Annotated in this window: 19 protein-coding genes, 1 tRNA gene, 1 pseudogene and 1 other annotated feature; of the genes and pseudogenes, 13 read left to right on the plus strand and 8 right to left on the minus strand. The window is 70.2% G+C overall.

Annotation, left to right across the window (positions count from 1 at the left end; translation table 11 throughout):
* Positions 1 to 107 precede the first annotated feature (107 nt).
* From QH948_RS08075 to QH948_RS08095, 5 genes are all read left to right on the plus strand, one after another.
* Positions 108 to 689 carry a TetR/AcrR family transcriptional regulator gene (locus QH948_RS08075; RefSeq protein WP_281143942.1) on the plus strand — a complete coding sequence of 194 codons (582 nt, stop codon included), beginning with the start codon at positions 108 to 110 and terminating at the stop codon, positions 687 to 689.
* On the plus strand, positions 686 to 1819 hold the full coding sequence (locus tag QH948_RS08080; protein ID WP_281143943.1) for an SGNH/GDSL hydrolase family protein: 1134 nt from the start codon (positions 686 to 688) through the stop codon (positions 1817 to 1819). Before QH948_RS08075 ends, QH948_RS08080 begins: the two co-directional genes overlap by 4 nt.
* 91 nt (positions 1820 to 1910) lie before the next feature.
* Positions 1911 to 2717: a hypothetical protein gene (locus tag QH948_RS08085; protein ID WP_281143944.1), complete on the plus strand. Its 807-nt coding sequence runs from the start codon at positions 1911 to 1913 to the stop codon at positions 2715 to 2717.
* A gap of 94 nt (positions 2718 to 2811) precedes the next feature.
* Entirely contained in the window at positions 2812 to 3066 is a 255-nt protein-coding gene (locus QH948_RS08090) for a type II toxin-antitoxin system Phd/YefM family antitoxin (RefSeq protein WP_281143945.1), read from the plus strand.
* 2 nt (positions 3067 to 3068) lie between these two features.
* Complete coding sequence (locus tag QH948_RS08095; RefSeq protein ID WP_281143946.1) at positions 3069 to 3314, plus strand: Txe/YoeB family addiction module toxin; 246 nt, start codon at positions 3069 to 3071, stop codon at positions 3312 to 3314.
* A gap of 86 nt (positions 3315 to 3400) precedes the next feature.
* Here QH948_RS08095 and QH948_RS08100 read toward each other — a convergent pair.
* The 3 genes from QH948_RS08100 to QH948_RS08110 form a co-directional block, all read right to left on the minus strand.
* Positions 3401 to 3474, minus strand: a tRNA-Met gene (locus tag QH948_RS08100).
* A gap of 720 nt (positions 3475 to 4194) precedes the next feature.
* A protein-coding gene (locus tag QH948_RS08105; protein ID WP_281143947.1) for an IS3 family transposase occupies positions 4195 to 5497 on the minus strand; the annotation gives its coding sequence in 2 pieces (ribosomal slippage) (positions 4195 to 5247 and positions 5249 to 5497; 1302 coding nt in all).
* Positions 5065 to 5218, minus strand: a sequence feature (AL1L pseudoknot). Its footprint overlaps the gene before it by 154 nt.
* A 516-nt stretch (positions 5498 to 6013) precedes the next feature.
* Entirely contained in the window at positions 6014 to 6283 is a 270-nt protein-coding gene (locus QH948_RS08110) for a Dyp-type peroxidase (protein WP_281143948.1), read from the minus strand.
* Positions 6284 to 6422: 139 nt separating this feature from the next.
* Here QH948_RS08110 and QH948_RS08115 point away from each other — a divergent pair.
* A pseudogene (locus tag QH948_RS08115) lies at positions 6423 to 7729 on the plus strand (ISL3 family transposase).
* Positions 7730 to 7862: 133 nt separating this feature from the next.
* Here QH948_RS08115 and QH948_RS08120 read toward each other — a convergent pair.
* A complete protein-coding gene (locus QH948_RS08120; protein WP_281143949.1) occupies positions 7863 to 8867 on the minus strand; it encodes an aldo/keto reductase family protein in 1005 nt (334 codons plus the stop codon).
* 65 nt (positions 8868 to 8932) lie between these two features.
* On the opposite strand from QH948_RS08120, the gene QH948_RS08125 reads away from it, so the two are divergent.
* Both QH948_RS08125 and QH948_RS08130 read left to right on the plus strand, forming a co-directional pair.
* Positions 8933 to 10207 (plus strand): M16 family metallopeptidase, encoded by a 1275-nt coding sequence (locus tag QH948_RS08125; RefSeq protein WP_281143950.1) that lies wholly within the window; start codon positions 8933 to 8935, stop codon positions 10205 to 10207.
* Positions 10204 to 11532, plus strand: a complete 1329-nt coding sequence (locus tag QH948_RS08130) for a M16 family metallopeptidase (protein ID WP_281143951.1) — start codon at positions 10204 to 10206, stop codon at positions 11530 to 11532. The genes QH948_RS08125 and QH948_RS08130 overlap by 4 nt, the downstream gene beginning before the upstream one ends.
* 9 nt (positions 11533 to 11541) lie before the next feature.
* On the opposite strand, the gene QH948_RS08135 is transcribed toward QH948_RS08130, so the two are convergent.
* From QH948_RS08135 to QH948_RS08145, 3 genes are read right to left on the minus strand one after another with little or no spacing between them, the layout of a single operon-like run.
* Positions 11542 to 14421, minus strand: a complete 2880-nt coding sequence (locus QH948_RS08135; RefSeq protein WP_281143952.1) for a UPF0182 family membrane protein — start codon at positions 14419 to 14421, stop codon at positions 11542 to 11544.
* On the minus strand, positions 14418 to 14936 hold the full coding sequence (locus QH948_RS08140; protein ID WP_281143953.1) for a PPA1309 family protein: 519 nt from the start codon (positions 14934 to 14936) through the stop codon (positions 14418 to 14420). Before QH948_RS08140 ends, QH948_RS08135 begins: the two co-directional genes overlap by 4 nt.
* The gene (locus QH948_RS08145) at positions 14929 to 15972 is read right to left on the minus strand and encodes a YlbL family protein (protein ID WP_219083930.1); all 1044 of its coding nucleotides are present in this window, start codon (positions 15970 to 15972) and stop codon (positions 14929 to 14931) included. Before QH948_RS08145 ends, QH948_RS08140 begins: the two co-directional genes overlap by 8 nt.
* A 144-nt stretch (positions 15973 to 16116) precedes the next feature.
* Between QH948_RS08145 and QH948_RS08150 the strand changes: the two genes are divergently transcribed.
* From QH948_RS08150 to QH948_RS08160, 3 genes are all read left to right on the plus strand, one after another.
* On the plus strand, positions 16117 to 17436 hold the full coding sequence (locus tag QH948_RS08150) for a zinc-dependent metalloprotease (RefSeq protein WP_281143954.1): 1320 nt from the start codon (positions 16117 to 16119) through the stop codon (positions 17434 to 17436).
* A 215-nt stretch (positions 17437 to 17651) separates the two neighbouring features.
* A complete protein-coding gene (locus tag QH948_RS08155) occupies positions 17652 to 17813 on the plus strand; it encodes a DUF5679 domain-containing protein (protein ID WP_193432368.1) in 162 nt (53 codons plus the stop codon).
* A 156-nt stretch (positions 17814 to 17969) separates the two neighbouring features.
* Positions 17970 to 18500, plus strand: a complete 531-nt coding sequence (locus QH948_RS08160) for a hypothetical protein (protein ID WP_281143955.1) — start codon at positions 17970 to 17972, stop codon at positions 18498 to 18500.
* Here QH948_RS08160 and QH948_RS08165 read toward each other — a convergent pair.
* A complete protein-coding gene (locus QH948_RS08165) occupies positions 18491 to 20515 on the minus strand; it encodes an ATP-dependent DNA helicase UvrD2 (RefSeq protein ID WP_281143956.1) in 2025 nt (674 codons plus the stop codon). The genes QH948_RS08160 and QH948_RS08165 overlap by 10 nt on opposite strands.
* Positions 20516 to 20668: 153 nt before the next feature.
* Between QH948_RS08165 and QH948_RS08170 the strand changes: the two genes are divergently transcribed.
* Positions 20669 to 22201 (plus strand): hypothetical protein, encoded by a 1533-nt coding sequence (locus tag QH948_RS08170; protein ID WP_281143957.1) that lies wholly within the window; start codon positions 20669 to 20671, stop codon positions 22199 to 22201.
* A gap of 81 nt (positions 22202 to 22282) precedes the next feature.
* On the plus strand, positions 22283 to 25261 hold the full coding sequence (locus tag QH948_RS08175; RefSeq protein WP_281143958.1) for an exodeoxyribonuclease V subunit gamma: 2979 nt from the start codon (positions 22283 to 22285) through the stop codon (positions 25259 to 25261).
* Position 25262 lies beyond the last annotated feature (1 nt).

Genomic DNA, 25262 nt, shown 5'->3' on the forward strand with positions numbered 1-25262 from the left:
GCCCCTTCCCCTCGTCGATGAGCTGGCCTCAAGTCCGCCGTTTATGGGCTCACCCGCCGCGATCCTACGAGTTGTAGGTTTACGGCTACTAGGCATAGTTTTGGATCATGCCCCGCGCCAACCTCACCCCCGACCTCGTCGTGGCCACCGCCTCCCACCTCGCCGACCGCGACGGGTACAACCAAGTCACCCTCTCCGCCGTCGCGCGGGAACTCGGCGTTCGGCCAGCCAGCCTGTACGGCCACGTCCGCGACCTCGCCGCGCTCCTGTCGGGGATCCACCGCCTGGCGTTGGCCGAGCTGGGCGAGGCCGTCGCGGCCGAGGTGGCGGGCAGGTCCGGGCGCGAGGCCCTGGCAGGGCTCGCCGCCGCCCATCGCGACTACGCGACTCGGCGGCCGGGCGCCTGGGCGGCCCTCCAGCGCCCGGCGGACGACGAGACGGCGGCATCTCCCGAGGCGGCCCGCGTCGCCTCCCTCATCGCCGCGGTCATCCGCGGCTACCGGCTGCCGGAGTCCGACACCGTGCACGCGGTCCGGCTTGTCGGCGCCACCATCACAGGATTCGTCGCGCTCACCGACGCCCGCTCCTTCGCCCACCGCAGCGAGTCGGTGGATGCGTCGTGGCGGCACGCCGTCGACGCCCTCGACCGCGCACTCACCTCATGGCCCCAGGAAGGACCCACAGCATGATCACCGTCCCGCTGACCCCCGACCTCGTCCGCGGCGTGGCCGAACTCGAGCCGACCGACCGGGGGCTCGTCCTGCACCGGCTGCCCGCCTGGGTCAGGCGCCAGCTCCCCGACCCGCAGCTCATGAGCATGGAGACCCAGCCCTCGGGCGCGCGCGTCGCATTTCGGACGACGGCCACCCGCGTCGAACTGGAGTTCCGGAGCAGCCGGGTCGCCTACGTCGGCGCCGACCGCCCCCGGGGCCGGGTGGACGCCTTCGTCGACGGCACGCTCGTCACGACCGACGAGATCACCGGCGGCGACGCGGTCGAGGTCAACCTGCTCACCGGCTCCACCAGGCCGGTCCAGGGCGACCCGCACACCACCGTGCTCGCCGGCCTGTCGCCGACGGACAAGCTCGTCGAGCTCTGGCTCCCACACAACGAGGCATTGACACTCGTCGCGCTCCGCGCCGACGCGCCCGCCGTCCCCGACGACCGGCCGCGTCGCCGCTGGGTGCACCACGGCAGCTCGATCAGCCAGGGCTCTGCGGCGACCAGCCCGAGCCTGATCTGGCCGGCGCTCGCGGCCCGCGCCGCGGACCTGGAGCTGCGGAACCTCGGCTTCGGCGGCGCCGCCATGGCCGACCAGTGCCTTGCCCGCGTGATCCGCGACACCCCGGCGGACGTCATCAGCATCAAGCTGGGCATCAACATCGTCAACGCCGATGCGATGCGGCTGCGCGCGTTCATCCCCGCCATGCACGGGTTCCTCGACACGGTCCGCGACGGCCACCCCGAGACCCCGCTGTTCCTCGTCACCCCGATCTACTGCCCCATCCACGAGGACACCCCCGGGCCAGGCGCGTTCGACATGGCCACCATCGGATCGCCCCAGGTGCGGTTCATCGCCACCGGCGACCCCGCCGAGGTCGCCTCGGGCCGGCTGACCCTCCGATCCATCCGCGACGCCCTTACACAGATCGCGGCGACGCGTGACGACCGGAACCTGCACCTCATCGACGGGCTGAGCCTGTTCGGCCCCACCGACGAGGCGGCGCACCCCCTGGCCGACGCCCTCCACCCGGACACCGCATCGCACGAGCTGATCGGCACCCGCTTCGCCGAGCAGGCCCTCACACGCCTCGACTGACCCTCAGCCGCCGAGCAGCGGCACGTCCAGGTGACTCAGCCCGTAGCGTCGTCGCGCCGTGCGAACATGACACGCGACAAGGAGGCCTGGCATGAACTCAGACGAGGCGCTCGAGAAGCCGATCACGCGCGAGAAGGTGGAGGCGCTGGCCCGACGACGGGCCACGGACCCCACGACCGTCGCCGAGGTCCTCCATTCCGGCTTCAACGCCGACCCCGTCTCGGGCGGATTCGCCTTCGTCTCCGACCGTGAGCTGCTCGTCTACAACGTCGACGGAAGCCGCATGTACGCCCTGACCGGCACCAACCCGGACGAACTCTCCTCCCGTGTCGACCAGTGGTGGCAGGAAACCCGCCACCATAACCGGACCCTGAACCTCGACGACGTCACAGTCTGGCACCGCGCGGCGACCGCCGCGATCGTCGGCGGCCACGACAGCGTGGCGCTCCTCCCCGTCGACCAACGTGAGGGGATCTCCAACATCGACGTCGCCGACCACCTGCTCGTGACGCTGGGGCGGTACGCCGAGGAACCGACCGAACGGGCCCTGCTCCGCGCGATCGCCTCGGACGACTGGCTGCTCTCCGCGCCGCGGGACAGTGACCGGGACCACCCGTGCCCGGTGTGCGGACGGCCGGCCATCGGAACCCCCTGGCGGTACCGCAGCGTCTGCGACGCCTGCTACTCCCGCGCAACCTGCAGCCACGGACGGCTCGTCGTCGGATACAACACCTCGATGGGCGGCGGATTCGAGGCGCGCCACACCGACGATGACACGGTCTGCGGACAGGTCACGGGCGACAGGGTCGTATGGATCGACGGGCACCGGTGTCGGACGGGCGAGGCGAAGTTCGGCGGGGTCTTCGTCGGCGTGGCAGCCCCCGGCTCGCCGCTGTAGCCCCGGCCCGGCTCTACTTGTACGCCTGTGAGGCTTGTGAGGCTTGCGGGCACCACTCCCAAGACGAAAGTCTTCCTGTACAGGAGGTTCCTTCATGAAGACGATGAGCTACACGGAGTCCCGGGCACGCTACGCCGAGGTTCTCGATTCTGTCGTTGATGACCGGGAGGAGGTCGTCATCACCCGAGCGGGCCACGACCCGGTGGTCATCGTCTCCCTGGACGAGTACGAGGCCCTCAAAGAGACCGCCTACCTCCTGCGCTCTCCCGCAAACGCCCGGCGCCTTCTCGACGCGATGGAGCGGCTGGAGGGCGGCCGCGGCGACCCCCACGACCTGACCGCCGACTGACCATGCTGTTGGTGTGGGACCAGAACGCCTCGGAAGACTACCTCTGGTGGCAGACACAGGACCGCCGGGTCCTCAAACGCATCAGCACCCTCATCCAGGACGTCTCCCGCAACGGCAACGAGGGACTCGGAAAGCCGGAGGCCCTCAGGCACGACTTCGCCGGCTACTGGTCACGCCGCATCACCGAGGAGCATCGCCTCGTCCACAAGATCGTCGGCGATGAAATCCGGATCGCAGCCTGCCGCTAGCACTACGGGCAATGAGAGTGCGCAGTGCCGGCAGACATAAAGCAGAAGTCCCGACCAGCCAGTTGGCTGATCGGGACTTCGATTTGTAGCGGGGACAGGATTTGAACCTGTGACCTCTGGGTTATGAGCCCAGCGAGCTACCGAGCTGCTCCACCCCGCGTCGGCTCAATGAACTATACAGACTCCCTGACGGGGGCACAAATCGGCGGTGCCGTCGGGTCTGGTTCCCGGTTCGTTGAGCACTTCGACAAGCACAGCACAGGCGCTGTCGGGGCTCCTGAGCCTGTCGAGGGGAAGACACCGTCGACAGCTTCTCGCCTCGCTGCGCTCGGCGCCCTTCGACAAGCTCAGGGAACCGGGAAAAGCTCAGGGAACCAGGACAAGCTCAGGGAACCGACCGAGTCGTTGAGCCTGTCGAAACGCCCTGAGCGAAGCGAAGGGACACACCCGACCCCAACCCCCGCCTCGCTCCGCTCGGCGCCCTTCGACAAGCTCAGGGAACCGGGACAAGCTCAGGGAACCGGAGGCGGCTCAGGAAACCGACCGGGTCGTTGAGCCTGTCGAAACGCCCTGAGCGAAGCGAAGGGACACACCCGACCCCAACCCCCGCCTCGCTCCACTCGGCGCCCTTCGACAAGCTCAGGGAACCGGGACAAGCTCAGGGAACCAGGACAAGCTCAGGGAACCGACCGAGTCGTTGAGCCTGTCGAAACGCCCTGAGCGAAGCGAAGGGACACACCCGACCCCAACCCCCGCCTCGCTCCGCTCGGCGCCCTTCGACAAGCTCAGGGAACCGGGACAAGCTCAGGGAACCGGAGGCGGCTCAGGGAACCGACCGGGTCATTGAGCCTGAAGCGCCCCGGGTTTCGTGGAGGCTCGGTTATCTGGAACCGGCTCCGACGGGAACCTGTTCTCCAACGTAGCTGACGGGCTCGTGGGATGCCCAGTGGGCGGCCTCGAACTCGGCGGGCGGGATGTGTCCGATCTCGCCGTGCAGGCGCCGGTGGTTGTACCAGTCGACGTATTCGGCGACCGCGATCTCGACGTCGCGGACCGACGCCCACCCGCCCTTGGGGCGCATGACGGGGTTGCGGATGCACTCGGCCTTGAACAGCGAGTTCAGCGCCTCGGCCATCGCGTTGTCGTAGCTGTCGCCGACCGTTCCGACGGACGCGACCGCGTCGGCTTCGGCGAGCCGCTCGGTGTAGCGAATCGCACGGTATTGAACTCCGGCATCGCTGTGATGGATCAGCCCGGTGATGTCTTGACCTGCTCTGCGGCGCTCCCAGAGGCCCATCTCGAGCGCGTCGAGGGCGAGATCGGTGCGCAGCGACGTGGACACCTGCCAGCCGACGACACGGCGAGAGAACACGTCCAGGACGAACGCGGCATAGGTCCACCCGGCGTGGGTGCGGATGTAGGTCAGGTCCGCAACCCAGAGCTGGTTCGGTGTCGTCGCGGTGAACGCGCGCTTGACGAGGTCGGCGGGCCGATCGGTCTCCGCGCCGTCCCCGAAGGTGGTCTTGCGGGTCTTGTCGCGCCGGATGCCCTGGATGCCCGCGGCGCGCATCAGCCGCTCGACCGTGCAGCGGGCGACCTCGACGCCCTCCCGGTTCAGGGCCGCGTGGATCTTCCGGGCGCCGTAGACGCCAAGGTTCGCCTTGTGGACCACCCGGATGTCCTCGGTCAGTTCCGCGTCCCTGACCGCCCGCGCGGACGGCGGACGCGCCTTGGCGGCGTAGTAGGTGCTCGGGGCGATCTGGACGTCCGCGTCACGCAGGACCTGGCAGATCGGCTCGACCCCGAACCGGTCGCGGTGCTCGTCGATGTACTCGACGAGCACCGCGGTCGGCACCTCGGCTACTTCAGCTTGCGGTCGAGGCTCCGCCGCGGCGAAAAACGCCGACGCGGTCTTCAGGATCTCGTTCGCTCGCCCGCAGCTCCCGCACCTCGGCCTCAAGCTCCTTGATCCGCTGCGCCTCCGCGGTCGTCATCCCGGGCGCCTGCCCGGCGTCGATCTCGGCCTGCTTCACCCAGCCCCGCAGCGTCTCCGGGTTGATCCCGAGTTGCTCGCCGATACGCTGCAGCGCACCGGCCTTCCGTGCGGGGTCCTGCCTCGCCTCGACCGCGAGCCGCGTCGCGCGCTCACGCAACTCGTCCGGGTACTTCTTCGGTGCTGCCATGACTCTCATCCTCCGTGAGTTGAGAGCCTCCACCGAACCCGGCACGCTTCAGCCTGTCGAAACGCCCTGAGCGAAGCGAAGGGACACACCCGACCCCAATCCCCGCCTCGCTCCGCTCGGCGCCCTTCGACAAGCTCAGGGAACCGGGACAAGCTCAGGGAACCGGGACAAGCTCAGGGAACCGGAGGCGGCTCAGGAAACCGACCGGGTCGTTGAGCCTGTCGAAACGCCCTGAGCGAAGCGAAGGGACACACCCGACCCCAACCCCCGCCTCGCTCCGCTCGGCGCCCTTCGACAAGCTCAGGGAACCGGGACAAGCTCAGGGAACCGGGACAAGCTCAGGGAACCGGAGGCGGCTCAGGAAACCGACCGGGTCGTTGAGCCTGTCGAAACGCCCTGAGCGAAGCGAAGGGACACACCCGACCCCAATCCCCGCCTCGCTCCGCTCGGCGCCCTTCGACAAGCTCAGGGAACCGGGACAAGCTCAGGAAACCGGAGGCGGCTCAGGGAACCGGCTCAGGCGAAGAGCGACTCCCCCACCCAGTGCCCCACGCTCGCGGCGCCGGGCGGGACGAGGAAGACCGCCGACCCGGTGGTCTTGAGGTATTCGACGAACATGTCGTCGCGGGCCATGTTGCGGTGCACCGTCGCGAACCGGTCGGGAGACTTCACGAAGCCGATGAAGAACAGGCCCGCGTCGAGCCGGCCCTGGACGTCGTTGCCGTCAACGAAGTTGTATCCCCGCCGGAGCATGGCGATGCCGCCATTATTGTCACATTTAGCCAAGCCTTAACTACCTAAAACGGCTCTTCACAATCGAGGGTGTAGGTAGCGCTGTTCGGGGTTGCGGCGTGGCGGCTGGCTGAAGGGGTCGAGGCCCTCCGAAGATGGAAGTTCTCACGCTCCCCATCTGGAAGACCTCGACGTGTCCGACGCTACCTTCACGTGCCCTGATCTGACTAGTTTCTGCCGTCTCGACGGCCTCGGGTTGGAAGTCACCGGCCAGCGCATCGAACCCGACCGTGCGATCCTGGCCTGCCGCCCGGTCGACGCCGACGACTGGTGCCGAGACTGCGGCGGCCAGGGCCTCATCCGGGGCTCGGTGGTGCGACTCTTGTCGCATGTCCCGCTGGGGTGGCGCCCTACCGTGCTGCACGTGCGGCTCCGGCGCTATCGGTGCATCGAGTGCGGGCGGGTGTGGCGTCAAGACACCAGTGCCGCAGCCGAGCCGCGTTCGAAGCTGTCGCGTGCGGCGCTGCGTTGGGGACTGGAAGGACTTGTGGTCCAACACCTGAGCATGTCCAGGATCGCCGCCGGTCTCGACGTCGCGTGGAACACCGCCAACGACGCCGTGCTGGCAGAAGGACAGCGCGTCCTCATCAGCGACCTGGCCCGGTTCGACGGGGTCAAGGTGATCGGGGTCGACGAGCACTGCTGGCGCCATACCCGCCATGGTGAGAAATACGTCACCGTGATCATCGACCTCACCCCCACCAGGGACGGCACCGGTCCGGCGCGCTTGTTGGACATGGTCGAGGGACGCTCGAAACAGGTGTTCAAGACGTGGCTCGCCGCCCGCCCCCGAGCCTGGCGCAAGGGGATCGAGGTCGTCGCGATGGACGGATTCACCGGCTACAAGACCGCGGCGGTCGAGGAACTCGGCAACGCCACCACGGTGATGGACCCGTTCCACGTCGTCCGGCTCCGCACGAAGCGCTCACCCGCTGCCGCCAGCGCGTCCAGCAAGACACCTGCGGGCATCGGGGCCGCGCCGGTGACCCGCTCTACCGCGCCCGCCGCACCCTGCTCACCGGCGTCGATCTACTCACCGACAAGCAAGTCGCCCGACTGGAGGCACTGTTCGCCGACGAACAGCACACCGAGGTCTACGCGACATGGAGTATCTACCAACGGCTCGTCGTGGCTTACCGACATCCCGACAAGCAACTTGGACGGTTCCTCCTTCAAGGCGTGATCGACTCGGTCAGCACCGGCGTCCCGAGAGACCTCGTCGAGCTCGTCAGCCTGGGCCGGACCCTCCACCGACGGGCGGCCGACGTGCTCGCCTTCTTCGACCGCCCAGGCACCAGCAACGGCCCAACCGAAGCGATCAACGGACGCCTCGAACACCTCCGCGGGATCGCCTTGGGATTTAAGAACCTGACCCACTACATAGCCAGAAGCCTCCTCGAAACCGGAGGATTCAAACCCCACCTACACCCTGCATTGTGAAGAGCCCCTAAAACGGGAACCTACTCGCCGCACCCTCCCAGCGCAAACCAGTCTCACGGCGACCGGGCCGGGGCAGCGAAGCGGCGCCGCCCCTGTTAGGGGCGGCGCCGCATGAGGTGGGAGGGCCTGATTGTCAGGCCGGGCGGGTCTCCAGCGCACGGGTGAGCGACGGGTCGCGCTCGACGACGTCGCCGAGGGCCTCATCGATGCGGGTCATCAGCTCGGCCGGGATGACGACGCCGCTGGCCTTCACGTTCTCGGCGATCTGCTCCGGGCGCGAGGCGCCGATGATCGCGGCGGCCAGGTTGTCGTTCTGCAGGACCCAGGCGACGGCCAGCTGGGCCATGGTCAGGTCCAGCTCGTCGGCGACAGGCTTCAGCTTCTGCACGCGGGTGAGAACGTCGTCGTTCATGAACCGGGAGATCATGCCGGCACCGCCCTTGGTGTCGGTGGCGCGCGAGCCGGCGGGGGCGGCCTGCCCGGGCAGGTACTTGCCGGTCAGCACGCCCTGCGCGACGGGCGACCAGACGATCTGCGACATCCCCTCCTCGCGGGAGGCGGGCACGACCTTGTCCTCGATCACGCGCCAGAGCATGGAGTACTGCGGCTGGTTCGAGACGAACGGGATCTTCAGCTCGCGCGCCAGCGCGGCGCCCGCATGGATCTGCTCGGCGGTCCACTCGCTGACGCCGATGTACAGGGCCTTGCCCTGGCGGACGATGTCGGCGAACGCCGTCATGGTCTCCTCGAGTGGGGTCTCGACGTCGTAGCGGTGCGCCTGGTAGAGGTCCACATAGTCGGTGCCGAGCCGCTTCAATGAGCCGTTGATCGACTCCATGATGTGCTTGCGCGACAGGCCAGTGTCGTTGGGGCCCTTGGGGCCGACAGGCCAGTAGACCTTGGTGAAGATCTCCAGCGATTCGCGGCGCTCACCTGCCAGCGCCTCGCCCAGCACCGACTCCGCGGCGGTGTTGGCGTACACGTCGGCCGTGTCGAAGCTGGTGATGCCGGCGTCGAGGGCCGCTCTGACGCACTTCTTCGCCGTCTCGTTCTCGACCTGGGAGCCGTGGGTGAGCCAGTTGCCGTAGGTGATCTCGGTGATCTTGAGTCCGGAATTGCCGAGGTAGCGATACTTCATGGGCACCACGCTACCCCGCTCCGGGAGAGGCGCGCACGCTGACTGAACCCGATAGTCTCACGCCCATGAACCAGCCCCTGCCAGGCTACGAGCTGGCCACAACGACCCTCGACAACGGACTCCAGGTGACCGTCGCCCCCGACGCCGACGCGCCGGGCGTCGCGGTCAACCTGTGGGTCGAGGTGGGATCGGCCGATGAGGCGACGGGTCGCACCGGCTTCGCCCACCTGTTCGAGCATCTGATGTTCCAGGGGTCGTCGGAGGTCGGTTCCGGTGAGCACATGGCGACGATCGAGGCCATGGGTGGAACCGTGAACGCCACCACCTCCAGCGACCGGACCAACTACTTCGAGACCGTTCCCCGCGGTGGCCTCGACCTCGCGCTGTGGCTGGAGGCCGACCGCTTCGCGAGCCTCGCCATCACGCCCGAGAACTTCGAGGCGCAACGCCAGGTCGTGAAGGAGGAGAAGCGCCAGCGCTACGACAATCAGCCCTACGGCGACCTACTCGAACTCCTCACGGCGCAGCACTTCACCGAAGAGCACCCGTACGGTCACCTGACCATCGGGTCGATGCGCGACCTCGACGACGCCTCACTCGACGATGTGTCGGGCTTCTTCGACACCTGGTACGGCGCCTCCAATGTGCGCCTCGTGCTCTGCGGCCCCGTCACTGCCGACGAGGGGTTCACGCTCGCCGACCGGTTCTTCAGCAGGCTGCCCACCGTCGCGAAGCGGCACCGGGCCCAGCAGCCGCTCTCGGGTCTCGTCGACCCGCAGAGCACCACGGTGCTGCGCCGGGTGCCCCACACCCTCACCTACCTGTCGTGGTCGCTGCCGCCCGCGACACACCGGGAGCTGCCTGCCCTCGATCTCGCGCTGGCGATCCTCGCCGACGGTTCCACGTCGCGACTGCACCGCTCGCTGGTCCGCTCCGGCGACCTCGCCCACGAGGTGCACGGCGCCATCCTCGGCCACCGCAGCGCGCCGTCCATCGGCACCGTGCTGGGTCGGCCCACCCACGACACCAGCTCCCCCGCGCTCGCGGAGTCCATCCTGCAGCAGGTCGCCCGCTTCGCGGAGGACGGCCCGACGGGCGCTGAACTCGAGCGCGCGCAGGCCCAGTACGAGCGCGACTGGCTCTGGGAGCTGGCCACCACCAGCGGCCGCGCGGACGCCATCAACGAGTCGTGGCAACTACACGGCAGCCCCGAGGCGCTGAACTCCCACCTCGGCAACGTGCTCTCACTGACCCCAGACGACGTCCGACTCGCCGCGGCGCGCTGGCTGAGGGCCGACGACGCACACCAGCTCCACTACCTCGCCGAGGACGCCCGATGAACCGCCCCGCCATCACACACTCCCATGCCTGGGAGTTCCCGGTCCCCCACGTCACCCGGCTCGGCAACGGGCTCGATGTGTGGTACTTCCCCATGCCCGGCCAGCACATCGCCTCCTTCGACCTTGTGCTGCCCGCATCGCTCGCCGACGAGCCGACCACCGCCGAGGGTGTCGGCGCCGTCGCGCTCAACGCCAGCGACGAGGGCACCCTGTCCCACCCCGACGGCGCTATCGGCGAGCTGCTGGAGGCCCACGGGGCGACGCTGCACGGGGCGGCGCACCACCATCACACGACGTTCGGGGGCGTCGCGCCCTCAACGCGGCTGGGCGACGCGCTCCCGCTGTTCCTCGAGGTGTTGCGCGAGCCGGAGTATGCCGATCAGGATGTGACGCACCATGTGGAGGGCCTCACGGCCGCATTCGACTCGAAGGTCGCCACCCCGGAGACAGCCAACCGGATGGCGCTGCGCGCTGCCCTGTTCGGCGGCGACCACCGCGAGGGGCGCCCCGCCTCGGGCACCCCGTCGACGCTGCTCACCATCACGCCCGACGACGTCCGGGCCTGGCACCAGGCCCACTACGGGCCCGCCGGGGCGACGCTGCTGATCGCCGGAGCCGCGGCCCCCGACGCGTGGTTCCCGCTGCTGGAGGCCTGGTCGGGTCAGGCAATCCCGGCTCCCCGCCCGACGCCGGCGCCGACCCTGCCGCCGTCGGTGGTGGTCGTGGACCAGCCGGGCGCCGTGCAGGCGACCATCTCGCTGGCCACGCGCACGCCCACCAGAGACGACCCCCGATGGCCCCAGCTGCGCGTCGCCGGGCACGCGGTGGCCGGTGCCTTCGCGTCGCGGCTGAACCTCGAGCTCCGCGAGCGCCTCGGCTACAGCTACGGCATCGGCGGCGGCTTCTCCCCCGGCGTCGCCGAGGGCATGCTGCTGGTCGGCGGCAGCGTCCGCACCGAGGTCGCCGGCGACTCGGTCGCCCGGCTGCTCGACGGCCTGGCGCTGGTCGCGGCGCTGACCGACGCGGAGGTTGCGGATGCCCGCAACTACCTGATCTCGGTGGCCCCGCTCGCCAACGAGACGTCGTCGGACATCGTCGCCCAGGCGTCCGCGCTCGCCGCGGCGGGGCTCGCACCCGGCTACCTGCACGCGCACTTCGCGCAGCTGGCCCGTGTCACGCCCGGCGAGGCGACCGCCGCGTGGCGCGACGTCGTCGCGCCCGACCAGGTCACGATCGCCGTCAACGGCGACGCGGACTCCCTGCTGCCGGCCCTGGCCAGGCTCGGGCTTGCTCCGCAGGTCGTGGACCTGCAGAGCTGGAGCTGACGAGCCGGCTCAGTTGTCGAGGGCCTTTGCGGCCTCGGCAACCTTTTCCTCGGCGCTCGTCATGGCCTCCTGGTAGGCCGCGAGGTCGCTCGCCTTGAGCGCCTCGTCGGCCTTCACGAAGTAGGCCTCGGCCTCGTCGAGGAGCTGTCGCGCCCGGGACTTGTCGCCGGACTCGTCGTCCTTGGTACCGGTGTCGGTGTCATCGCCCGTGCCGGTCGAGCCGGCCATGTCCTCACCCGTGTCGGCCCCCGCGTCGCCTTCGAAGACCTGGTCGAGGGCCTCCTGGAGGGTCTCGCCGATGCCGAGCTCCTCGCCGAAGCGCACGACGATGAACCGTAGCGCCGGGTAGGCACCGGTGGTGGCCGTCGTCTGCGTGTAGATCGGCTGCACGTACATCAGGCCGCCGCCCACCGGCAGCGTGAGCAGGTTGCCGTAGATGGCGGTCGCGCTCGACCCGGAGCGGTTGAACGGGAGCAGCTTCTCCGCCACGACCGGGTTGGTCGAGATGAAGTTGTAGGTCTGCCCCGGGCCGGCGATCTGCTCGGAGTCGGAGAGCTTCAGCACCCGCATCCGGCCGTAGTCCTTGCTCGTCGCGTCGGCATTGACCGCCATGTAGACGCTCAGATTCTCCCGGTCCTTCGGCACGAACACCGTCGTGTTCGCGAAGTGCGGATCCTCGTCGTTCGGCCATCGGATGGTCAGGAAGTACGGGGGCTCCTTGGTGCCGGACTCCGACCCGTTGACCGGATCGTTCGGCACCTGCCAGATGTCCGACTGCGAGTACCAGGTCTGGGCGCTGGTGGTGTGGTAGCGGCCCAGGATCTCGCGCTGGGATTTGAACAGGTCCTGCGGGTAACGCAGGTGCGACAGCAGCGACGCGGGGATCTCGTCCTTCGGGGTCACGACGCCGGGGTAGGCCTTCTCCCACGTCTTGAGGATCGGGTCCTCGCTGTCCCACTCGTACAGCGTCACGGTGCCGTCGTAGGCGTCGACGACCGCCTTGACGGAGTTGCGGACGTAGTTGACCTGCTGGCCGATCAGGAGGCTGTCGGCCGACGTCCGCGAGTCCGAGATCGCCGTGGTCCAGTCCTGGCGCGTGGAGTTCGGATAGTTCTGCGTCGTGGTGTACGCGTCGATGATCCACACGATCTTCCCGTCGACGACGCTCGGGAAGGGGTCGGAGTCGATCGTCAGCCACGGCGCGGCGGCCTTCACCCGGTCGACCGGCACCCGGTTGTCGAGGATGCGCGAATCGGCGTTCACGCGGTCGCTCAACATCATGTTGATGTCCCCGTAGCGGATGGCGTACGCGGCACGCGTGAGGTAGTTGCCGATCGGCACCCCGCCGGATCCGGTGTAGGTGTAGAGCGACTCCGTGCGTCCCTCGCCGCCTGAGGGGGTGTCGAGCTCGACGGGATCCTGCCCCTGGGGGGCTCCGACGATGACGTAGTAGTCGGTGCGCTCGCCGAAGTAGATGCGGGGCTCGTGCTCGGGCAGCAGCCCGGTCGTCGGGATGCCCCCGGAGAAGAACACCGGCTCGCCGTTGGCCTGGCGCTGGTTGCCGTAGGCCGCGACCATGCCGTAGCCGTGCGTGTACACCGTGCGGCGGTTATTCCAGGTGTCGCCCGACTCGACGGAGCCCAGATCGAGCTCTCGGACGGCCACCACCGAGTCGGTCGACCTTCCGTCGATCACGTAGCGGTCGACGTCGAGCGTGGAGGGGAACGTGTAGTAGCCGCGGACCTGCTGCAGCTGCTCGAATGTGCGGGGCACGATCGTCGGGTCGATCAGACGGATGGCCGGCAGCGCCTCCGCGTCGGCGCGGAGCTGGCCGGCGCTGACGGTGGTCGTCGCCTCGTAGTCCTCGATCTCGACCTTGTCGATGCCGAACGCGAAGCGCGTCGCCTCGATGTTGCTCGAGATGTAGTCACGCTCCTTGTCCGGCTCATCGGGGGCGACCACGAAGCTCTGGATCAGGAAGGGATACAGCATGCTGAGCAGCAGCGTGGAGACGATCAGCAGCGCGATGGAGGCGCCGGGCACGCTCCAGCGGACTCGCCACACGTTGAAGAAGCACGCCGCGGCGCAGATGAAGCAGATCGCGGCCAGAATCAGCCCGATGGGCATGCGTGCTGTCGCGTCGGAGTAGTTGACGCCCGTGAACAGCGTGTTGTCGCTGACGGACAACGCGAACCTGTCCAGCAGCGTGTTGGCGCCGATCAGCAGCATGACGATCCCCAGCATCAGCGACAGTTGGCGCTGCGCACCGACACTCACGGGCGAGTTGCCCACCCGCCGCAGCGCGACGGAGTTGAGCGAGCCCGTCATGAAGTGGACGCCCAGAGCGAAGATGCCGCCGGCAATGAAGGCGAACATCAGGTACCCGACTATGAACTGCAGCCACGGCAGCGTGAAGACGTAGAAACCGGCGTCGAGCCCGAAGTACGGGTCGCTTCTGCCGAACGGAGTGCGGTTCCACCAGGCAAGGAAGACCTCGGTCATGCCGAGGGCCGACAGGCCCCCGAGGACGCCGAGCAGGGCCGCCGGTACGGCCATCAGCAGGCCGGAGCGCTCGTCGAGGACGTCGCGCAGCTGGACGAGGAACTCCGAGTCGAGGTTGGCCCGCCTGACCTTCGGACGCAGCCGGTAGGCGATCCGCGCGCTGAAGAAGACCACGGCGAACAGCAGGGCACCGAACCCGACGAGCAGCCCGATCTGGGCAGCCAGCCGCGTCGTGAAGACCGTGGCGAAGTCGATGCTCCTGAACCACAGGTAGTCGGTGGCGACCCTGGACGCGATCACCGCCAGCAGCACCAGGAGGCCGACGATCACCACCGTCCACAGCAGCGGGCCCCTGCGGGGGGCGTCCTGGATGGCCTCGTCGCTCATTCGACCACGCTCCTGAAGGTGTTGAGCAGCGCCTCGCCCAGGCCGGGCACCAGGTTCTCGGCACCCAGCAGTTCGTCGGGCTCCGAGACGACGCGAGCGAGCCCGTGTCGGGTGCCGTCCCGTAGCACGCCGACCACGACGCGCACGTCGGAGCGCTCAGGGTGCTTCGCAACGAACTCCGCCGCCTCGGCCGGATCCTCCGGAACATCGGCCTCGTACCTGGCGGGCAGGAACGCCCGCTCGAGAGCGAGCGCGCACCCTTCGACGGTGTCGGGCCAGAAGATCGACTCGAGGCGCTCCTCCAGATCGTCCCCGACGTGGAACTCGTCCTGTTCGATGGCGGTCAGCGCGTCGAGCGACGCCTCCGGCACACGCCCGACGAGCTGGGGCTCCACCTCCAGCAGCGTCGCGGTGGTCACGAGCGCGAACAGGCGCGCCGGCTGGTCCCAGCCGGCGGTCGAAACGTGCCGCTCGATGTCCATCAGGCAGGCGATGAGGGGGTTCTGGTCAGCCACAGACGGGCACCTCCGCGGTGTTGGATTCGTTGATGAGTTGCAGCGCCGAGATGGCGTCCTTGAGGGTGGCCACGGACACCAGCGTCAGCGGTGTGTCGAGATCTCCGACGTCGTCGCAGTTCCCCTCGGGCACGAGGAATACGGTGGCGCCGTCACGTTCGGCGCCCTTGATCTTCTCCCTGATGCCGCCGATGTTGCCGACCCGGCCGTTGGGGTCCATGGTCCCGGTTCCCGCCACGACGCGGTCGGAGATCAGCTGGCCATCGGTGATGCGGTCGTAGATGCCGAGCGCGAAGACCAGGCCTGCGCTCGGGCCGGTCACCGAGCTGTCCACGTTGAACGTCACGACGGGGTCGTACTGGTACCCGGTGTCGATGCTGATGCCCACGATCGGCAGCTTCGCGTCGGTGGGGCTGGCGTCGCTCGTCACCGAGACGGTCAGCTCGCTCCCCTCGCGCAGCACGTCGAAGACGATGGCGTCGCCCACCTCATGCGTGCTGATCTGGGCGGCCACCTCGTCGCGGCTGGTCACGGGAATGGTGTCGACGGCCGTGATGAGGTCCCCGGGCTGCAGCTTCTCCGCGCTGGGACCGGACATCGTGACCGAAGCCACCCGCGGAAGCTCGGTGACCTTGATCCCGTCGGCCCGCAGCGCCGCGACGGTCGCGTTGCTCCTGGACGTGTCCATGCTGGCGACGGCCTCGCTCTGCACCTGCTCCGTGGTCTTGCCGGGGGGGTAGATGACCTCACGCGGCATGGCGTCGGAGCTCGGGTCGAGGAAGACGTAGATCGCCTCCGGCAGGCTGAGCGACGAGTCGACGCGCGTGGCGGACACCGTCGTCATCAGCAGCGAGCCCGACGCCTCGAAGCTCTGCAGTCCGGTCACGTCGATGACGGGACCCGAGTCAGTGGCGGCCAGTACATCCAGAGTCTGTCCCGGACGCCACGCGACATAGGGCGCGGGGATCAGCACCAGTGCGGCGGCGAGCGCGGCGAACAGCAGCGACGACACGATCGCCAGCGCGTTACGTGACACGGTCCCGCTCCTCACCGCTGTGTATTGACTGTGAACGGGGCGTCAACGATGGCCCCATGACTGTCCATGACCCTATCAACCCCGCCAAGGCCCACTCCCACCCGCTTGCACCGTGGGGAACAATGGAGCCGGTAGGAGGGATCCATGTCCAGCAACAACCCGTTCGGGCCGTTCGACTTCGAGCAGCTCCGCAAGATGCTCGAGCAGCTCGGCCTCGGTGACGCCGATCAGCTCAACCTCGAGGACCTGATGACCCAGGTCAGCAAGATGAGCCAGAGTGGCCTCATGTTCGGCATGACCAATGCCGACAAGGATCCGGAGGCGGCGTGGCGCACGACGCTGACCGCGGCCAAGGCGATCGTCGCCGAGGGCGGCGACCCCGCGTTGAGGGCCGACGAGCTCAGCGCAGTGGTCGACGCCGAGCGGCTCGCCCAGTCCTGGCTGACCCCCGTCACGTCCTTCGCGGAGACCGGCCGCCCGGCGCGCGCGACCACCCGCTCCGGCTGGCTGGACGAGACCGGCGAGGGCTGGCGGGCCACCATCGAGCCGATCATCGACGGGCTGGCCGACGCGCTCGAGCGCGGCACCGCGCTGGAGGGCGACGACGAGCTCGCGCCCATGGCGCACATGATGGCGCCGATGCTGCGGACCTCCGCCTCGCTGATCTACCGCGACCGTCTCAAGCGCGAGCTGGCCGCCGTCGCCGGCGACGTCCTCACCGGCACGGAACTCGGCATCAACCTCCTCGGCACGAGCGACGTGCTCCTGGTGCCCGCCAACGTGGCGGAGCTGACGCGCGACCTCGATGCCCCCGAGACGGATGTCGTGCTCTACCTGCTGCTGCGCGAGGCCGCGCGCCAGCGCCTGTTCCACGCGGTCGGCTGGCTCTCCCCTCAGCTCAGCGCGCTTCTCGCGCACTTCTCGCGCGAGATCACCATCGACTTCGACGCGATCGCGAGCCAGTTCCGCCCCGAGGAGATGACCGGCTTCTCCCTGGAGGACGTCGTGAAGGTCGGCGAATCCGTCAAGGGATCCTTCTTCCGGCCGACGCGCACGCAGGCCCAGGTCGAGATCCTCGAGCGCCTCGAGGTGCTGCTGGCGCTCGTCGAGGGCTGGGTCGACCACGTCGTCGCGCAGGCCGCCGGCCCGTGGATGCCGCACGCGGCGCAGCTCGAGGAGGTCATGGGTCGCCGCCGGGCCTCCGCCAGCCCCGTGAACACCGTGTTCGCCGAGCTGCTCGGACTGGATCTACGACCTCGGCTCGTCCGGGACGCGAAGAACCTGTGGGCCGCGGTCCAGCACTCCAGGGGCCAGGAGGGGCGCGACGCGGTCTGGGGCCACCCGGACCTCCTGCCGACTTCCTCGGACCTGGGCGACCCGCTCGCGTTCGCCGCCGGTGGGCTGCAGGACGGGCCCGTGGAGGATGACCTGGACGCCGAGCTGCGCAGGCTGCTGGGCGAGTAGCGAACAGACGCTTGACGTGGGCGGTTGCGACGCGCCACACTTCCTGTGAGAGTCCCGGTCAGTGTGGTTCGCAGGGGAAGGCGGGCCGCACGCCGGGACTCCGCTCGTTAGGCGTCGGTCCCCCGCTCAGCGCGTGTCGCGTTGAGAGCATGGGCCTCGCAGCTACAGTGAATGCGGTAAGCCCGATCCCCGGGCACCCCAACCAAGGAGGAAATATGGCTACGGAGACCTGGGAAGGCTCTTTCTACTGCGTCAAGTGCAAGGAGAAGCGCGACGCCAAGGGCGAGGTGGTCGTCAACGCCAAGGGCACCAAGATGGCCAAGGGCAAGTGCCCGGTCTGCGGCACGAACCTCAACCGGATCCTCGGCAAGGCCTGAGCAGGCCCACTTCTCGTGCGCTGATGGGCGGCGGTCGGTTACCCGACCTGCCGCCCATCACTGCGTCCGGGGCCTGTGGTGTCCGGCGGTGCCGAGGTGTTGTCCTAGCGTCCGGTCCTCCGCCCTCCCGGCCAGCCGCATCGCGAGGGTGGCCCCATGAACCGCACCCTGACCCTGGTGGGCGAGCCCACCCACACCGAGATCCTCGCCGCCGGGCTGGCCCGGCTGGACGCGGGGCTGCGCCCCCGCCTGCACGATTCCCTGACCGGCGCGCAGGCACACCGCTCCCCCGGCAGCCTGTCCGGCCGCGGCCTGGCGGTGTTCTGCTGGCCCCCTGGAAGTGACCTGCCCCTCGAGGCGGAGGCCTACGCCGACGGCGTCGTCGCCCTGCACGCCTGGTGGGACGCGGAGGCAGGCTCCGTCGGCCCGCTGGTGGGTCGCCGGCTGGGGATGTGCCCCGCCTGCAACGCCGCGGCCTTCGACCACGCACACTCCGGGCAGGGAGAGGCCGCCGACCTCGGCGCGTGGGTGGCCGCGACGGCGGCGCTGGAGATCCCGCTCGTCGGAACGCGGTCGACGCTGCGGGACCGCAGCCTGACCTGGTGCCGTCCCTGCGGCTCGGTGGGCATCATGAGGTGGGCACGCCAGGCGGGGTGCCGCACCCCCGGTTGCGCCTCTCAGGCCTGATGCCCCCGGACCACATCCAGCGCCGCCTTCCCATAGCGCTCCAGCTTCGAGCGGCCGATGCCGGGCAGCCGCAGCAGGCCAGCCTCGTCGGTGGGCGCCGCCTCGGCGATGGCCTGCAGCGTGGCGTCGGTGAAGACCACGAAGGCCGGCACCTTCGCCTCCTCCGCCGTCTCCTTGCGCCAGGCCCGCAGCGCCTCGAACAGCGCCTCGTCGTAGGCCACCTCGCAGTCGTGGTGCCTCCCGAGCTTCCGCTCAGCCGCGTCGGTCAGCCGCTGACCGCAGACGCGGCAGGTCCGCGACCGCGAGGAACTGGCCGACCGCGGCTCCCGTCCGACGGTCACAGGCCCCGTCACCTGGTCCGCGATGAACCGTGACCGGGTGGCTGTTCCCCGCGACGCGGCCCAGCTGACCCGCAGCGCCCTGCGGGCACGCGTGAACCCGACGTAGAGCAGTCGCCGCTCCTCGGACAGCGCCGGCTCCTCCTGGCTGAGCACGAACGGGATCATGCCCTCGCGGACTCCGATGATCGCGACCGCGTCCCACTCGAGCCCCTTCGCGGCGTGCAGCGTCGACAGTGTGACCGCGCGGGCCACCGGGCTCGACTGCCAGGCGGCCCTCTCCCGGACCCAGCCAGCGGCATCGGCGACCGACCAGTCGTTGTCGCGGCGGTCGTCCTCGTCGACGAACATCGTGCGCAGCGCCGACAGCGACTCCCAGCGCTCGCGCTGGCGGCCCTGCCCGGCGGGGGCATCCGGCTTCCACCCGAGGCCCTGCAGGACGGACTCCAGGGCCTCGACCGCCTCGGCGTCCGGCTGCCGCTCGGCGGCACGGCCCACCTCGACGATCGCCTGGCGGACCTCCGCCCGGTCGTAGAACCGCTCGGTGCCACGCACCGTGTACGGCACGCCTGCCTGGGTGAGCGCGGCCTCCAGCGCCGGGGACTGCGCGTTGATGCGGTAGAGGACGGCCTGCTCCTGCCACGGCACCCCCGCCGCGTGCTGCTCCTTCAGCCAGGCGGCGACGTCGTCCGCCTCGGTGGCCTCGTCCGCCGCACCCTGGAACACCGGAGCGGGCCCGGAGCCGCGCGTCGGGCGCAGCGCCCCAGGGGAGCCGGGCCGGACCCGCAGGACCCTGTTGGCCGCCGTGAGGATCTCCGGGGTGGAGCGGTAGTTGCGCACCAGCCGGACCGTCCGGGACCCGTCGTGCTCAGCCCCGAACCCCCTGAGGTAGCCGGCGTCGGCGCCGGCGAAGGAGTGGATGGCCTGGTTGGGGTCGCCGACGACACACACGTCGTCGCGGCCGTCGACCCACAGCGAGATCAGTCGGTGCTGCAGGGCGGAGACGTCCTGGTACTCGTCGACGACGAAGTGCCGGTACGTGGCGCGGATCTGCGCCGCGATGTCCGGGTGCTCCGCGAGCAGGGCGGCGTTGCAGAGCAGGATGTCGTGGAAGTCGACCGTCCCCTCGGTCAGCTTGAGCTTCTCGTAGTGCGTCATGACGCTGGCGACCTGCGCCGGCGTCGCCCCATTCACCGCGCGGCCGGCCGCGACGTCCGCGTAGCGGGCCGCCGTGACATTGCTGGTCTTGGCCCACGAGATCTCGGAGTCGAGGTCACGCACCAGCGCGACCTCCGAGGAGCCCAGCACCTGATGCGCCGCCCGGGCGACGAGCGCGAAGGTGTTCTCCGCGACCCGCGGGAACTCGACGTTGAACGCCTGCGGCCAGAAATACTGACACTGACGCAGCGCCGCGGCGTGGATGGTGCGGGCCTGCGCCCCGCGCACCCCGAGTTGGGCGAGCCTCCGGCGCATCTCGCCGGCCGCACGGGTGGTGAACGTGACCGCCAGCGTCGCGGAGGCCTGGTAGCGGCCCTGCGCCACGGCGTGCGCGACGCGGTGCGTGATGGCCCGCGTCTTGCCGGTCCCCGCACCCGCGAGCACCACCACCGGATGGTCCAGCAGGGTCGCCACCTCGCGCTGCTCGGGGTCGAGGGGGTCCAGGATCTGGTCGGTCACCCAGCCATTGTGGCCGCAGCCTCCGACAGGTGGCCAACCCGGCCCCGTGACAACGGTCGGACCCTGCCGAGGTGCGTCCCCACCCCTTCACGTAGCATTCGTCCTGAGTTCAGTGTGATAAGGCCGGGGGGCGTCTTGGGAAGGTAAGGACACATGCGGGCGCTCCACCTCCGCGCAGCATCGGCCGGGGTCGTTCTCGGCCTGGTCGCGACCGGTCTGGCCATCGCGATGCCGGCGGACGCGGCCGACACCGCGTCCATCGCCGGATCGGTCACCTATCCCACGGGGGTCACGGCCATCGAGGCCATGACCCGCGCCTACGCCTACCCCACCTCCGGCGCCACCTACAACGACGACGCCGAGTCCTGGACCGCCGTCGCGACGGTCGGCGCGGACGGCACGTTCGTGATCACGGGCCTGGCGGCCGGCAGCTACAAGGTGCTCTTCGACGGATTCGGCGCGGACGCCGCCGCCCGGTGGTGGCCGGCCGCCGACGACTTCGAGTCGGCCGCCTCGGTCACCGTCGGGGAGGGCGAGCAGGTCGGCATCGAAGCCGAACTCGACGCCGGCGCCACCATCTCCGGCACCGTGGTCGGCGGCACCGTCTCCGAGGGCCTCGGCTGGGCTCTGGCCTACCGGAGGGAGACCGGCGGCTGGCGCACCGAGGGCTCCGCCGAGATCGCCGACGACGGCAGCTACCGGATCGAGGGGATGCGGGCCGGCACCTACCGGCTGATGTACAGCGCCGTCGGCGGGTTCGAGGGAGACCTCGACGGCGAGGCGTTCACCGGCTGGCAGGAATGGTCCGGCGACGCCATGTCCAGCGCGAAGGCGTCCACGGTCACCCTGACCGCGGAGCAGGATCTCACCGGGGTCGACGCCGACCTCGACACCGTCGCCGGCGTGCGCACCTGGCCGACGGTCTCCGGCACGGCCAGGGTCGGATCGACGCTGAAGGCCAAGGCCGGGGCGTGGCCGGCGGGCACGAAGCTCACCTACCGCTGGTACGCGAACGGCCGGCTGATCCCGGGCGCGACGTCCTCGACGTGGAAGCTGACCGCCGCCCAGCGCGGCGCGCGCGTCATGGTCGGTGTCTTCGGCCGCAAGACCACCGACGTCGGCTGGGAGGCCACGTTCTCCCCCGCGACTGCCACGGTGGCGGCCGGCACCCTGTCCACGGCCACCCCCACCGTCTCCGGCACGGCGGTCGTCGGCACGAAGCTGAAGGCGAAGACGGGCACCTGGACCAGCGGCACGAAGCTGACCTACCGCTGGTACGCCAACGGCAGGGCCATCTCCAAGGCCACGGGCTCCGCGTACACCCTCACGTCGGCCCAGAAGGGGAAGAAGATCACCGTCAAGGTGACCGGCACGCTCAACGGCTACACGACGGTGGGCAGGACCTCCAGGGCCTCCACGAAGGTCGCCACCGCCGCGACCCCGAAGATCAGCGGCACCGCGAAGGTCGGGAAGAAACTGACCGCGAAACCCGGCACCTGGACCAGCGGCATGAAGCTGGCCTACAGGTGGTACGCGAACGGCAAGGCCATCTCGAAGGCCACCGCCTCCACCTACACGGTGAGGAAGGCGCAGAAGGGCAAGAGGATCACCGTCCGGGTCACCGGCACGAAGGCCGGCTACCCGACGGTGTCGAGGACCTCGAAGGCGACCTCGAAGGTCCGCTGAGGCCTCCTCGGTCGGCCACGGACACGTCTGTCGGTGGCCCCGGCTAGGGTTGTGGGCGACAGGGCGGAAGGGTGGTTCAGGGTGGCGCTGGAGGTCGTGAGGGGCAACCGGTTCGGCACCCTCGTGGATGGACTGGCCGATGCGCTGCGCCGTCTGCAGAACGACCCGTTCGCGAGGGTTCGGGTCCTCGTGGGTTCCCCCACCACCGGACGCGTCGTCGGGCAGGAGGTCGCCCGGAGGCTCGGGATCTCCGCCGGCGTGGACTATCTGACGCCCGCCCAGCTCCTCGGCCGGCTGGCGGAGCCCGCGGGGCTCGTCCGCGACAGGTCGCGCTGGCTCGGCAGCCCACTCGACCTTGCCGTCTGGGAGGCCGTGACCTCCATGACGGACGAGTTCCCCGTCCTGGCCCGGGCGGCGCACCCCGAACGCCCAGGCGGCCGGCGGGCGCTGGCCACCCGGCTGGCGAGGCTCCTGCGCTGGTACCTCGACCACGACCCCGATCTGCTCGCCGGCTGGCTGGAGGGCGCCGACGAGGGCCCCGGCGGCGCCGAACTGCCGGAGCGGCTCGCCTGGCAGCCGGAACTGCTCAGGCGCAGCGTCGAGGCACTCGAGGTCGATCCCTGTGAGCTGCTCGACGCGCTCCTGGCGGCCGCCCGCGCCGATGCGGTGCCGACGCTGGCGTTCGGGCTCGACGAGCTGACCATCCCCCGCACCAGGCTGCTCGCGGCGCTGGCCGAGTCCAGGGACGTGACGGCCTTCCAGCCGCCGGCGGCCGGAGACGCGGAGTGGATCCGCGCCCTCGGCGCCGAGGTCCACCCCGCGCGCGACGAACCCGCCGCGCCGCCCCACCTCACGCTGCACGGCTCGCACGGACCCGCCCGGCAGGTCGAGGTCCTGCGCGACGAGCTCGCGCGCGCGTTCGCGGAGGACCCGACCCTCGAGCCGCGCGACGTCGCCATCGTGTGCCCGCGGCCGGGGCGGTACGCCACGCTGCTCGACTCCGCGTTCGCGGCCGTCCCCGGCCGGGCGCACCCGGGCCGGAGCCTGCGGGTGGCGCCCGTCGGGGGGCGGGAGTCGAACCCCGTGCTTAAGTGCGTCGTGCAGCTCCTGCGCCTCGGCGAGTCCCGCGCCTCCGCGACGGCCATCACCGAGCTCGTCACCTCGTCCCCGATCGCGCACCGCTGGCGCCTGGAGGACCGCGAGTCCGTCACGGAGATCGTCGAGGCCGCCGGCATCCACTGGGGCATGGACGCCGGGCACCGCGCCTCCTTCAACCTCACGGTGACGCAGAACACCTGGATGCGCGGGCTCGACCGGGTGCTCGTCGGCCTAGCGGTGTCCCCCCGCCACGACTCCGGGCTGTCGCTGACCGGCACCGACGCCGTGGGGTCCTCTGACCTGCCGATCGTCGGCGCCCTCTGCGAGCTGGTCTCTCGGATGCGGCGGCTCATCGCCCAGACCGCGGCCCCCGTCACGGTGCCTGAGTGGGTGGCGACGACCCGCCAGCTCCTCGCCGACTTCGTCGGCGTCCCCTTCACCGACGAGTGGCTCGTGCTCCAGGTCCATGCGGCGCTGGCCCGGCTCGCCGCCGATCATGCGGGCTCGCCCACCGAGCTGACGCGCCACGAGTTCGCGCACCTCCTCGAGGCGACCGAGCGTTCCACCCGCCGGGTCTCGGCCGGGAACGGGTCGCTGCACGTCATCGACCTCGGCGAGCTGGCGCACGTGTCGTTCCGGCTGGTCGCCATGATCGGCATCACCGACGACGTCGTGCCCGGCCGCGACGCAGCCCAGCCGGACACCCTCGAGGTGGCCACCGTCGGCCGACGCGCGGTCCGCTTCCGCCAACTCCGCGCGCACGCGCTGGCCGCCGAGCGGCTGATCGTCGTGCGCCAGACCCGGTCGGAGCGCACCGGCGATGAGGTTGCCGACGGCGCAGCCGTCGACTGGCTGGTCGACGCCCTCGGCTCGCCTGTCACCCGGATCGAACACCCGGCCACTGCGACGTCGGAGGCCAACTTCCACACGCGGCCAAGCTTCGACGAGGCCGCGCGCGCCGGCGCGTTGGCCAGGCGCGTCGCGACCACTCTCCCCCCTGCGCACGCCCGCCGCAGACACGACGCCCGCAGGCTGCCCGTCGGCGACCCGCCGGCGCAGGTGGACCTCGGCCAGCTGGAGCGCTTCCTCATCGACCCGGCGAAGGCGTTCCTCCGCTCGGCCGCCGGGATCTCCGCGTTTCCCGGGGCCGTCCTCAGCGACGAGCTCCCGCTGGCCCTCGACGGCCTCGAGCAGTGGAAGATCAGCGACGAGCTCCTCAACGCCCGCATCGAGGGCCGCGACCCGGCGGATGTCGCGGCCCGGCTGCGGGAGACCGAGTCGCTCCCTCCGGGCGAGCTGGCCGCGCGCGCGTTCCGGAAGGCCGACGCGAAGGCCACCGAGCTGTGGGGCGAGGCCGCCCCGCTGTTCGAGAGACCCGCCACCGACCACCGCATCGACCTCACGGTCCCCGTGCCGGGCATCGGCGAGGTCCGCGTCATCGACACCGTCCGGTGCCACGGCGGGGAGCCGATGTCCGCGACTCTGTCGAAGGGCGCCGAGAAGTTCGTCCGCCCGTGGCTCGAGTCCCTCGCGCTCAGCGCGTCGGGCGATCCGACGCCCGCCAGCCTCGTGCGCTACGAGGCCGGCGCTGACCCCTTCCTCCAGCTGCCCACCACGCGCCGCGTCGGCGTCCCGGACGCGGCGGTGGCGACCGACCGGCTCACCGCGGTGCTCCTGGCCTTCGCGCTCGGCCAGCACCGCCTGATCCCAGTTCCCGCGGACGCGGCGCTTGCCTACGCGAGCCAGCACGCGCGCGGGACGCTGTCCCCCCGCGACTGGCGCGGCGCACCCGGCTGGCGTCATCCGAAGTGGTCGAAGCCGGGCGACGCGTGGCCCCTGTTCTTCTCGGACGTCGGCGAGCTGTTCGACGACGCGCCGCTGCCCGAGGACCCGGCCCTCGGACTGACCAGCGCCTTCCAGAACTGGGCCCTGGCCCTCTACTCCGGATTCGGAGGTCTCTGAC

Source organism: Tessaracoccus lacteus, assembly GCF_029917005.1.
GTDB classification, from domain to species: Bacteria; Actinomycetota; Actinomycetes; order Propionibacteriales; family Propionibacteriaceae; genus Arachnia; species Arachnia lactea.